Here is a 12,242-nt window from a genome sequence, read left to right on the forward strand (position 1 = left end):
TTCAGGAAAGTTTCATGTACTGATCGATCACATCAGGATCTACATAATGGGTATATTCACCAAGGTCATTTCTTACTATAACAAATGGTTGATGATTTCTAAAATACTGAATCACTACCGCCAAAGGTGCAGCTGGATGCATCAAGCCATATTCCTGAATCAATAAATCTTTGATTTTGATCTCAGGATCTTGTTTATTGGCGAGTACTATTTTTTGTCCGGAGACAAAGCCAATCACAGAACCGTTCAGGTCAATCACTGGAAGGCTGCTTTGTCCTGAGGAAATGAGAAGATTCATTGCCTCTCTGGCAGTATGGTATTCCGGGAGATAATCGGTTATTTTTCTTGCCACCATTCCCAGCGTTCTGTTTTTTATCATACTTTCCATGACGACTGATCTGTATTCCTGACCGGCGCTTAGAAAGATGAAAACTCCGATCAGAGCCATTGTCCAGGCATTTTGCCAGATACCAACGATGACCAGAAGAACACAAATAAATTGACCGATTCTTGTTGCCCATTTGGTGGCATTTAATTTTCCAAGCCACATGGCCAGCAAGGCCCTGAGTACCCTACCTCCATCCATCGGAAAAGCAGGAATCATATTGAAAACCAAAAGTGCAATGTTGGTGACCATCAGGATAGGAAAAAAGTGATCCCAGCTCATCGTCAGACCTTCAGACTCTACAATATTGTTCCAATATTCAATTCCTGAATTCATGGTAATGGCTGTAAATATGAATAGGGCGATGATCAGATTAACCATGGGTCCCATCACAGCGACCAGCAATTCTTGTGTGGGTTTATCGGGCATGTTTCTCAGTCTTGCCACACCCCCGATGGGGAGGAGTATGATATCTTCTGTTTTGATATTAAATCTCCGGGCTGTGAGTGCGTGACCGAATTCATGAAGTACAACGCATCCAAAAATGGTCAAAACAAAAACCACTTCAACCATTATCATTTCCCAACTATGTCCTGCTACCAATCCAGATATCACGAAATAGGCAATAATCAATAAAAAGGTCCAATGGATTCTTACCGGGATTCCAGCAAAGGTTCCGATTTTTAATGCTTGTTCGATCATGCCTGTATTTTCCACATGGGTTGGTAAAGCTGACCTTGTAGAATCGCTCGGGATACTACCATGCGTTGCACTTCTGAAGTACCTTCATAGATCTGAGTGATTTTGGCATCCCGCATCAGTCGCTCGACATGATATTCCTTGACATATCCATAGCCTCCATGGATCTGAACTGCCTCTACCGTTTGCCTCATTGCTACATCTGAAGCAAAAAGTTTTGCCATACTGGCAGCCACTCCAAAATCAAGATTTTGATCCTTCATCCACGCTGCTCTCAAAACCATCAATCTTGCTGCTTCGATTTCTGTGGCCATATCCGCCAACTTGAAGGCAATGGCCTGGTGCTGCGAAATTGGTTTGCCAAAGGTCTTTCTTTCTTTGGCATAATTCAAAGCCAGATCGTAAGCTCCCGATGCAATGCCAAGGGCCTGAGATGCAATGCCAATGCGACCACCTGTAAGGGTTTGCATGGCAAACTTAAAACCGCCACCTGCCGGGCCCAGGAGATTTTCTTTGGGTACTTTGACATCGTTGTACATGATCGTATGGGTATCAGAAGCGCGAATACCCAATTTGTCTTCTCTAGCCCCAACGACCACACCCGGCCAGGATGTCTCAACAATAAAAGTGCAAATGCCTTTATGTCCGAGTGTCGGATCAGTTTGAGCCATGACCAGATGCAATGAGGAGCTCCCTCCATTGGTTATCCAGTTTTTGGTACCATTCAAAACATAGTGATCTCCATGGTCAATGGCCGTGGTTTTTTGTTGGGTTGCATCACTTCCAGCTTCTGGTTCTGACAAACAAAATGATCCAATCCATTCGCCAGTTGCAAGCAGGGGAAGATATTTCCTTTTTTGTTCTTCTGTCCCCATTTTTTCGATTCCCCAGCACACCAGACTGTTGTTGACGGACATGATGACAGAACAAGAATTGTCTACTTTGGAGATCTCCTCCATGGCCAGTACATAGGAAATGGTATCCATTCCTCCACCCCCATATTCTGGAGATACCATCATGCCAAGGAAACCCATTTCACCCATCTTTTTACTTCTTCTTTGGGAAATTTCATTTCTGAATCCCTTTTTATGACCCCGGGTAACAATTCTTGCTGGGCAAAATCTCTGGCTGCCTGCTTCACCGCATCGTGTTCCTCTGTTAAATGAAAATACATATCAGTTTTGTTTTAGTGTGCGAAGATAGAAGGAATATATGATTCTTATTTCAAATCCTTCCATTAACAGCTCAATTGCCCAATGTGTTGGCATTTGAACCAAACAAGCTGATTTGCAATGATGATAATCAACCCGGTTTCTAATGGATATCAATGAATATACACGTTCAAAGCAATTACCTTGCTACAAAATTTGTAGTAAAATGATAAAAGAAGTGGAAGGAGATATCCTCCTCAGCAAAGCAGAAGCCATCGCTCATGGTGTGGCTCCAATGGACCATTTTGACAGCGGATTGGCATTGTCGTTGCGCCAGGATTACCCATCGCTGTACAAGGATTTTAGACATTACTGCCAAACCTATCATCCAAAAACAGGAGATGTTTGGCTTTGGCAAGCTTCGGATAGAAAAAAAATATTTAACTTGCTCACGCAAGACCCTCCACCGTCAGACCATAGTCATCCTGGGAGGGCAAGCCTTAGCGCTGTAAGGCATTGCCTCAGATCATTGGCCAATCAGATGATAAAAGAAAACATTCAAAGTTTGGCCTTGCCAAAACTTGCAACAGGTGTAGGGGCATTGGACTGGGACAAAGTAAAACCCATCATTCTGGAGCAGCTTGGAAGTCTTCATATCCCTGTCTACGTGTATGCAAAATTTATTAAAGGGCAAAAAGCGGTTGAATAAACATTGTATTCAGAGTTTTTTGTTTGTTGGCACATCTTGTTTATCATCTGATTTTAAATGAGATGTGCTTTTTTTTATTGGGATGTAGTGAAAGACTTTTATATTAGCCGTTGATTTAAATGAATTGTATAAATGCACAAACCACAAGAATTTTATGAGAAGTTGGCATACCTGTTTTACTCTGTGGCAGGTATTGATGGCAAAGTAGATCACGCTGAAATAAAAAAACTACATGAAGAAGTTTTATTGATATGGAGCAAAACCGATAATGATCTCCATGAATTTGGTACGAATGGCGGTATTGAAATTGAGGCAATATTTGAATGGCTGGAAGAGGAGGGTTACGAAAGCAGAGATGCTTTGAATGATTTTAAGGATTATGCCATTGCAAATTCATATTTGTTTGATTTGAAAACCAAACAATACATCATTCACACCTGCAAAGAAATTGCCGCCATCTATTACCACATCAATAAAAATGAAGAAATATTACTGGAAAAAATCAAGTTATTTTTGGACGAATTAAAATAAAGCGAGGGAATGATTTATTGGTATTATTCTGTGAAAATTAATTTAAACAGCAAATGCCATTGAATGAATTATCACTTCAAGCAAACGGAATTGTATTTTGCTATATGAATTGATACATCAATATTCTCAATAAGCTTTAGTGCTCTGAATGATAGCGGTACTTATTCCTGTATTGACTTCTCGCGAAAAATCCTGCCACTACACCAAAAACAAATCCTCCGATGTGAGCCCACCAGGCTACGCCGGTTGACTCTTCTGTCAGACTACCAAGAGACCCAACTCCAGCCAACATTTGCTGAACTATCCAAATGCCAAGAAAAAAAATGGCCGGCACATACACTACTGTAAAAAAAATGAGGATAAGAACTTTTATTCTGGAAGCAGGAAACATAATCAAATACGCACCCATCACCGCTGATATCGCTCCACTTGCTCCAACCATTGGAACCTCACTGTATGGGTTAAAAAAAATATGGACTGCGCTTGCGGCCAATCCTCCCATCAAATAAAAAAGAATAAAATTAAATGTCCCGATGACGGCCTCAATATTGTCCGCAAAGACCCACAAGAATAACATGTTGCCTATCAAATGCATCCAACCACCATGCAAAAACATGCAGGTGAGCATTGTGTACAAATCCGTACCAGATAAAACCTCGAATGGTATTGCTCCATATTCATACACAAAAATCTGGTTCAACTCAGGTCCAAGACTCAGTTCATAAAAAAAGATAAGTACGTTGAACACGATCAATGAATAAGAAAACAAAGGCTTGTGTCCTCCTTTTACCTGATCATCTCCAATGGGGAAAAACATCTCTTTTAATTTTTGATTTATACAATACCTTCCTTGATCAGGTCATGGATGTGCACCATGCCTAAGTATTTATTTTCATTGCTCACGATTAATTGTGAGATTGAATGATCCTGCATCAAGCGAAATGCCTGTACTGCCAATTCATCAGGTTCGATGCATTTAGGATGATGATTCATCAGATCTGAGGCTTTTGATCTCAAAATATCTCCTGATTTTTCAAAAAATCTTCTCAAATCTCCATCTGTAATTATTCCCATCAAAAGTCCATCGTGATCGACGACGGCCGTGGCACCCATTCTCCCTGAACTGATTGTGATTAATACTTTTTGAACTGTGTCATCGGGAGAAACTTTCGGTGTTTTGTGCTGCAAATAAAAATCACTCACCCTGAGATAAAGTTGTTTGCCCAAAGCTCCTCCGGGATGATATTTTGCAAAATCTTCCGGGCTGAATCCCCGCAAGGACAAAAGACCAACAGCCAATGCATCTCCCATTGCCATTTGAGCCGTTGTGCTGGCAGTTGGTGCTAAATTATTGGGTTCTGCCTCCTGACTTATGGGAGTCAATAAACAATGGTCAGATTGTAAAGCCAAATAAGAATTAGAATGTGCGGTAATTGAAATTAGCTGGATATTCCTCGCTTTAATCAATGGTACCAGGGCTTTGATTTCAGTGGTTTCTCCACTTTTTGACAAACAAATTACCACATCCTCTGATTGAATCATTCCCAGATCTCCGTGAATGGCGTCAGCGGCATGCATAAAAAGGGAAGGAGTTCCAGTTGAATTCATGGTGGCAACAATTTTTTGTCCAACGATGGCACTTTTTCCTATTCCTGTAATCACCAATCTTCCTTTGGATTGAAAAATCAAATGGACGGCACCAACAAATGCATCATTCAGTTGATCCAATAAATCATGTACAGCCTTGCTCTCAATTCTTATGCAATCGCTTGCCAGACGAATGATTTCTTCCTTTTGATCATTGGATAGCATGGCCCAAAGTTAGACAAAACTGCCTAAACCCGCTCAGAAGAGAATCTCAATCGTGTGGTATCCAGGCTTGGAGCGATGTTTTTCTTTTTTGGTTTTAATCCAGTTCCCTCGTTATGAACGATTGGACTTTTACCTTAGGGTTTAGAAATTATTGAAAACATTCATCCAAAAGATTGGTGTTCATAATGCACGCAATAGTCCAGATCATTTAAAAGCTTATCCGGCTAAGTGGAATCAATACCATTTTTCAGTTCCAAAGGAAGATCTATTAACTGCATAAATTCTCCTTCCTACTATTGATCAAATCAATTTTCTACAAAAGAATTTGAATGTGAAATATAATCTTATCCTCTAAATCGGCTTAATTGCTACATGATGCTTTAAATGCAGTGATTTGGGCTCAATCCTTGGTGGCTATTCGATACAAGGTGTAAGCCATTCCAACAAAAAAGCATACTCCCAATAAATAATATCCTCCTGTCCCAAGGGCCTGAGTCAATCCATGTTCTGCGCTGTATCGGGCGATGGCAGCTGCAATGCCTTCGTCCACGGTCAACAATGCAACCACAACTCCGGCCAGAGCGCCTCCAGCCACCAATCCAGTGGCAAATAAGCTGCCCTTTCCCAATTCGGAATCCTCTTCTTTCTTATTTTTTTTCTTGGCTCTCCAGTCCACAATACCTTTGATCACTCCTCCAATAAAAATCGGGAGGGTGGTGGAAAGAGGTAGGTACAAACCTACCGCAAAGGACAGCGCTTTGACCTGACAAAGTTCCAATACGATGGCAATAAAAACACCACACAATACGAACACCCAGTCCAAATTAAAAGACAACAATCCTTTGATCAGGGTAGCCATCAAAGTAGCCTGAGGTGCTGCATATTTCTCGCCAATGGCATGGTTAATTCCTTTGGACACCATATCAGCGGTGGGTGTATCCAGGTATTTGACGGTAAAACCAATTACAAGTGAAGAAAAAATTGCCCCAATAAACAAGGCCAATTGCTGGTATTTGGGAGTGGCACCAACGAGATAACCGGTTTTCAAATCCTGTGAAGTTGCTCCTGCGTTGGCGGCGGCAATACAGATCATTCCACCGATGACCAGGGCCATGGGTTCGTACACTTGTCCGGTCCATCCCACTGCAATAAAAACAAGGGCAGTACCCATGATGGTTGCGATTGTCATGCCAGATATGGGGTTGTTGCTGGATCCGATAATCCCTACAATCCTACTGGAAACGGTCACAAAAAAGAATCCGAATACAATCACAAGTACACCCAGCAATAATTTACTGACGATAGAAGTACCCGGTACCTGGGGTAGAATGGCCAACAACAATATAAGGGCCAAGGAACCAAATAAAACTACTTTAAATGATAAATCCTGCTCTGTACGACTCACCGCAGCCGTTGATTTTTCTTTCATGGATCCAAGACTGTCTTTGAAGGAAGACACAATGGTAGGAATGGTCTTTATTAAGGTAATGAAACCACCAGCGGCCACTGCACCTGCCCCTATTTGACGGATATAGGCTCTGTACACCGCATCGGCAGTTTCTCCAAAGGTATGGGTCACAGGATCCCAACCAAATCTCGCACTTGGCAAGGCAGGATCCAGCAAATTAAGTTTGGCCAATTGTGCCGCAATAATGTCTGGATGAACCAGATAGGCCAGTAGGGGAATTAATCCCAAGGAAGCCAAAACTCCTCCGGCCACCAAAACTCCCGCTATCCTTGGTCCGATGATGTAACCAACTCCCATGTATTCTGGGGTGATTTCACTGCTTACCACCGCTGATGGAAAAAATTTATTGACCTGTTCCGTGCCCCATTTTGGCAACTCAGCAATCACATGAAAAATCTTTTGGAGAATGGCATACAACATCGCAAAACCGAGGCCATAGTATGCACTTTTGGCAAAATCACCTCCCTTTTCTCCTGCTATCAATACTTGTCCGCAGGCGGTACCTTCCGGATAAGGAAGAGTGTCGTGTTCTTTTACAATCAGAGATCGACGGAGAGGGATCATCATCAATGTACCCAGGATTCCACCGAAAGTGGCAAGGGTAAATATTGTCCAATAATTAAAATAGGAATCACCCACTTCTTTATCGGTCAGAAAAAGAAAAGCAGGTAAGGTAAAGACAACACCCGCAGCAATGGATTCTCCAGCAGAACCAGTGGTTTGGATAATATTATTTTCAAGAATGGTGGTACCTAAAAACCGCTTTCCCAATGAAATAGCCAATACAGCAATTGGAATTGATGCCGACACAGTGAGCCCCGCTTTAAGTGCCAGATACACGGTGGACGCACCAAAGAGTATTCCAAAGAGAATACCCAGGATGATGGCTTTTATCGTAAACTCAGGAACGGATACATTGGGATCCACATAAGGCTTGAATGTGGAAGCTGGTTGATTTTCCATAAAGCTTTGTTTGTTTGTTTAAAGCTTAAAGGTAAACCAAAGCTGAAATTTTGTATAAAAATCATGGATTGAATCAGAAAAGGATGTATAAACTCCTTTATATCAATTTGCTAGCAATTCTTTCACCATTGCAGACATCACTTTTCCATCCGCCCTACCGGCCAATTGCTTGGAAGCAGTGCCCATTACTTTGCCCATGTCCGCCGGCCCTTTTGCACCAACTTCTGAGATGATTTTTTCAATGGCTTGACGAAGCTCTGACTCAGACATTTGGGTCGGCAAATACCTTGATAACACTTCAATTTCTTCTCTTTCTGTTTGAGCCAGATCTTCCCGACCCTGCTTTTCATATATTTCGAGAGATTCCTTGCGCTGTTTGACGAGTTTGGTGACGATCTGCAGACCCCGCTCTTCATTCATTTCATGACCGCTGCCATCTGTATTTGCCAACAATATTGCAGCTTTGATGGCACGGATAGACCTCAATGCTTTTTCATCTTTAGCCTTCATGGCCTCCTTGAGGTCATTGTTTATTTGATCCTGAAAACCCATGTTTTGATTTGAATTTATGGCAGAATAACTAATTATAATCAGAATTGGTTTAATCCGGATAAAAGAGAGCAGCAAGTCTAAGGTATTCTTCTGGACTGATTTGTTCCGGTCTCTGGTTGTAATAGTCGTTTTTCAGCAATTCTGAACTTCCCGGTATCGACTTTAAATTATTTCTTAAAGTCTTTCTTCTAAACTGGAAAGCTGTTTTTACCAATCGATGTACTTTGCGAAAGATCAAATGTTCGGGTAACAAATCTTTTCTGACCATCTGAATAAATGAAGACATCACCTTGGGGGGCGGATTGAAAGAGGTTGGAGCAATATCAAATAATATTTCACTTTTATAATTTAGAGAAGAAAGTACAGATAGAATTCCATAGTCTTTGGTTCCTTCAGTTGCCACGATCCGCATGGCCATTTCTTTTTGAAACATACCGAGTAAAATAGGTACTCTCTCCCTGCATTCGAGCATTTTAAAAACAATCTGTGAAGAAATATTGTATGGAAAATTTCCAAAAATTACAAATTGATTTGCTGAAAAAAGTGGATTCAAATCCATTTTCAAAAAATCAGAATGGATAAATACATCTTTGTGATTGGGATATTTTCTAACAAGAAATTCGAACATATCCCTGTCAGAGTCTACAGCCCTGAAATCAGAAATTTTATCCAACAAATGTTTTGTAATCGCGGCCTTGCCCGGACCAATTTCCAATACACTTTCGTTTCCACAATTGAGAACCAAATTTGCAATTTTCAGAATTACCTCCTGATCTGTCAGAAAATGCTGTCCGTATGATTTTTTGGCTTTCAATGCTGGAATATAAACTGAGTCCTTTCAGATCTTAAGTCCTTGTTAAAACGCCAAAAGTAGGTTTAGTTTTCAAAAGAATGACATACCTTGTGATAAAATTAAATATTCCCTTATGAAAAGATTTTTACTGCTTTCAATGTTGTGCTGCGCTTATGGTTTGATGGCTCAGCCTATTTACATCTCCCATCCTGAAATAGGTCAAAGGTTAATTTCAAGGATTTTGGACGAAGATTACATCACCCCGATTGACATGGAGTCTGTGGGTACAGATTTAAATTGGAACATTACCCCCTCAGACATCATCATTCAAACTCCTGATACTGCCTGGGTGGTCAGTCTGGATAATATGCCCAAAAAAGAATTTTATCCGGCGGGAACATTGGCCATCCGTTATGGCAGTGACAGCTCTGCATATTTTGAAGTTTTCAGACACTCTTCTGCAAGATTAGAATTATTGGGTGAATCAAATTATTTTGATGAAGCTCCAACTGTGCTCAACAGTCCACTCACCCAGGTGGAATACCCTTTGATGTATGGCGATTCATTTGGAGATACCTGCACGTACCATTTTAAAATCGAAGAAGACTTATTCCGCGGAGAAATCGAAATTTTTTGCAGAGCAGAAGCCTGGGGTAGAATGAAAACCACCAATGGCACATACGACTGCATCAAACTGGCATACAGGTCCACGATCCAGTTTTATGTCAACAATGTGCCTGAAGGCAGCGTAACCCTGCACGAATTTAGATTTCTTTCTCCCGGATATAGCGCTCCGGTAGTGGTTTACAGTGCATCTGAGCTTGAATTTGGCGGTGATATCACCAACGACACCACCGCATATTATCTGACTGCGCCTCCCATAGCTGCCACCAATGAAACTGCAGGTATTGAGATTGGTATAAGTCCAAATCCTGTAACCGACTTGTTATATATTTCTATTCCTGAAGAACTTACTATGGGATCAACAATGGCCATCATAAGTCCTGAAGGTAAGAAGATGGTCGAAAAACAAATGACCCAAGCCCATCAAACCTTCACTGTACAGAATTGGCCTTCAGGTGTTTACCTTGTTCAAATTGTATCCAAAGAAAAAAGATGGGGAATGAAATCTTTTGTATTAAAGTAGGTAAACAAAGCATCCTAGAAAAAAATTAAAGGATTTAGGACCCAACTTTTCAAGAGGTTTATATCTTTGCACACCATTTCTCGATACGCCTCTTTAGCTCAGTTGGTTAGAGCGTCGGACTGTTAATCCGCAGGTCCTTGGTTCGAGCCCAAGAAGGGGCGCAACATATACTTTAAGCCTTGCTTTCGAGCAAGGCTTTTTTAATGCAAAAACCTTATCATGAGCATTTTAACCGTAGGCACCATGGCCTTTGACAGCATCGAAACACCTTTTGGAAAAGCGGATAAAGTCATTGGTGGAGCCTGTACTTACATTAGTTGGGCAGCATCTTACTGGTATTCACCCATTCATCTGGTATCCATTGTTGGAAGGGATTTTCCGGAACACGAGGTGGTTGCATTGGAACAAAGGGGTATTTCTATGGAAGGTTTGGTCAGAAGAACAGATATGGATTCCTTTTTCTGGGCAGGGAAGTACCATGCTGATATGAACAACCGGGATACTTTGGTGACCGATCTGAATGTGTTGGCAGAATTTAATCCTGTGCTTCCAGTCTCTTATGTTTCCAGTCAGTATATCATGTTGGGTAACCTAACCCCGGCGGTTCAAATGTCAGTTCTCAATCAACTCGATGGCAGCCAGAAAGTAATTATTCTGGACACGATGAATTTTTGGATGGACATCGCCATGCCTGAATTATTGGAGGTCTTAAAGAAGGTGAATGTCCTGACCATCAATGATGAAGAAGCTCGTCAGCTTTCCGGAGAAAGGTCATTGGTCAGGGCTGCGCAAAAGATTCATGAAATGGGTCCTGAATACCTTGTCATTAAAAAGGGAGAACATGGTGCTTTGTTGTTTTACAAGGATCAGGTCTTTTTTGCCCCTGGTATGCCAATGGCCGATGTTGTAGATCCTACAGGAGCCGGTGATAGTTTTGCGGGAGGTATGATTGGTTATCTCGCCCGAACCGGAGAAATCAGTTTTAAAAATTTGAAAACCTCACTCATCTATGGTTCCACCATGGCTTCTTTCTGTGTGGAAGATTTTAGTCTGCAGAAATTGAGGAATTTGAGTCAGGAGGAAATTCACCAAAGAATTCGACAATTTGAAATGCTCAGTTCTTTTGATGTAAATGAGCTACCAATTAATAAGGTCTAGCATTATCTGATTTATTTAAAAATACTGTGTCTGAAATTTTCTCTAATTTTCAGCCATCATGACAAAAAGCATTCTTTCCTACAACGTGAATGGCTTGAGGTCTGCCACCCAAAAAGGTCTCAACGAATTTTTGAAATTGCATTCTTTTGATTTGGTTTGTTTTCAGGAAACTAAGATGGATCAGTCTTATGCTGATCCAGATATGTATTTTTCTTTGGGCTACAAGGCGTATTGGCATTGTGCCGAGAAAAAAGGCTATAGCGGTGTTCTTATTTTGAGCAAAGAAACTCCTGATAAAGTGATTGCAGGTTGTGGCATGGAAGAATACGACCGCGAAGGAAGGATATTGAGATTGGATTTTGGTGAATGGACGATACTCAATTGCTATTTTCCTTCCGGCTCGGTCAGCGAAGAACGGCATGCTTTCAAAATGAAGTTTCTTCAGGATTTTTATCCGTGGATCAAAACATTACTTTATGAAAGGAAAAAACTCATTTTGGTAGGTGATTACAACATTGTGCATCTTGCACTGGACATTCACAATCCCACGCGCAAAGACAATCCCAGCGGATACCGACCAGAGGAAAGAGCCTGGCTGGACGCCTGGTACAATGAACTTTTTGAGGACTCTTTCAGATGTAAGTATCCAGACAGTCAGGAATTTTCATGGTGGTCCTATCGAGCGGGTTCCTATCAAAAAAACAAGGGATGGCGCATCGATTATCAATCTATCAGCAAACCACACGGACAATTGGTCAAAGATTACAAACATTACCGTGACATCCGATTTTCAGACCATTGCCCGATAGAAGGCCTGTACAATTTTTCCTTCTAGATATGTTTTATGGCATTTAATGCGTCTTTTATTTCTTTC

The 12,242-nt window shown here is 41.2% G+C and carries 11 protein-coding genes, 1 tRNA gene and 1 pseudogene; 6 read left to right on the forward strand and 7 right to left on the reverse strand.

All coding sequences use genetic code 11. From position 1 onward, the window contains the following. Nucleotide 1: 1 nt before the first annotated feature. Nucleotides 2-1,087, reverse strand: a complete 1,086-nt coding sequence (locus IPM48_04280; GenBank protein ID MBK9270793.1) for a site-2 protease family protein — start codon at nucleotides 1,085-1,087, stop codon at nucleotides 2-4. Further along, nucleotides 1,084-2,258, reverse strand: a pseudogene (locus IPM48_04285) (acyl-CoA dehydrogenase). The gene IPM48_04280 and the pseudogene IPM48_04285 overlap by 4 nt, the downstream one beginning before the upstream one ends. A gap of 203 nt (nucleotides 2,259-2,461) precedes the next feature. On the opposite strand from IPM48_04285, the gene IPM48_04290 reads away from it, so the two are divergent. Further along, a complete protein-coding gene (locus IPM48_04290) occupies nucleotides 2,462-2,944 on the forward strand; it encodes a macro domain-containing protein (protein ID MBK9270794.1) in 483 nt (160 codons plus the stop codon). Nucleotides 2,945-3,076: 132 nt separating this feature from the next. Continuing rightward, nucleotides 3,077-3,475 (forward strand): hypothetical protein, encoded by a 399-nt coding sequence (locus tag IPM48_04295; protein MBK9270795.1) that lies wholly within the window; start codon nucleotides 3,077-3,079, stop codon nucleotides 3,473-3,475. A gap of 136 nt (nucleotides 3,476-3,611) precedes the next feature. Here IPM48_04295 and IPM48_04300 read toward each other — a convergent pair whose 3' ends face one another. The 5 genes from IPM48_04300 to rsmA all read right to left on the reverse strand — a co-directional run bounded on the left by IPM48_04300 (nucleotide 3,612) and on the right by rsmA (nucleotide 9,093). Then, nucleotides 3,612-4,292, reverse strand: a complete 681-nt coding sequence (locus IPM48_04300; protein ID MBK9270796.1) for a rhomboid family intramembrane serine protease — start codon at nucleotides 4,290-4,292, stop codon at nucleotides 3,612-3,614. Between the two features lie 17 nt (nucleotides 4,293-4,309). Continuing rightward, nucleotides 4,310-5,287 (reverse strand): KpsF/GutQ family sugar-phosphate isomerase, encoded by a 978-nt coding sequence (locus IPM48_04305; protein ID MBK9270797.1) that lies wholly within the window; start codon nucleotides 5,285-5,287, stop codon nucleotides 4,310-4,312. Nucleotides 5,288-5,687: 400 nt separating this feature from the next. Beyond that, nucleotides 5,688-7,718 carry an oligopeptide transporter, OPT family gene (locus IPM48_04310; GenBank protein MBK9270798.1) on the reverse strand — a complete coding sequence of 677 codons (2,031 nt, stop codon included), beginning with the start codon at nucleotides 7,716-7,718 and terminating at the stop codon, nucleotides 5,688-5,690. A gap of 102 nt (nucleotides 7,719-7,820) precedes the next feature. Further along, nucleotides 7,821-8,270 (reverse strand): GatB/YqeY domain-containing protein, encoded by a 450-nt coding sequence (locus tag IPM48_04315; GenBank protein MBK9270799.1) that lies wholly within the window; start codon nucleotides 8,268-8,270, stop codon nucleotides 7,821-7,823. 49 nt (nucleotides 8,271-8,319) lie between these two features. After that, nucleotides 8,320-9,093 carry a ribosomal RNA small subunit methyltransferase A gene (rsmA, locus tag IPM48_04320; GenBank protein ID MBK9270800.1) on the reverse strand — a complete coding sequence of 258 codons (774 nt, stop codon included), beginning with the start codon at nucleotides 9,091-9,093 and terminating at the stop codon, nucleotides 8,320-8,322. 103 nt (nucleotides 9,094-9,196) lie between these two features. On the opposite strand from rsmA, the gene IPM48_04325 reads away from it, so the two are divergent. The 4 genes from IPM48_04325 to xth all read left to right on the forward strand — a co-directional run bounded on the left by IPM48_04325 (nucleotide 9,197) and on the right by xth (nucleotide 12,203). Then, nucleotides 9,197-10,210, forward strand: a complete 1,014-nt coding sequence (locus IPM48_04325) for a T9SS type A sorting domain-containing protein (protein MBK9270801.1) — start codon at nucleotides 9,197-9,199, stop codon at nucleotides 10,208-10,210. Nucleotides 10,211-10,297: 87 nt separating this feature from the next. After that, nucleotides 10,298-10,371, forward strand: a tRNA-Asn gene (locus IPM48_04330). Nucleotides 10,372-10,429: 58 nt separating this feature from the next. Next, nucleotides 10,430-11,368, forward strand: a complete 939-nt coding sequence (locus tag IPM48_04335; GenBank protein MBK9270802.1) for a bifunctional hydroxymethylpyrimidine kinase/phosphomethylpyrimidine kinase — start codon at nucleotides 10,430-10,432, stop codon at nucleotides 11,366-11,368. 58 nt (nucleotides 11,369-11,426) lie between these two features. Then, entirely contained in the window at nucleotides 11,427-12,203 is a 777-nt protein-coding gene (gene xth, locus IPM48_04340; GenBank protein ID MBK9270803.1) for an exodeoxyribonuclease III, read from the forward strand. Nucleotides 12,204-12,242 lie beyond the last annotated feature (39 nt).

It is taken from the genome of Saprospiraceae bacterium (assembly GCA_016715965.1).
In the GTDB taxonomy this organism is placed as follows: Bacteria; Bacteroidota; Bacteroidia; order Chitinophagales; family Saprospiraceae; genus Vicinibacter.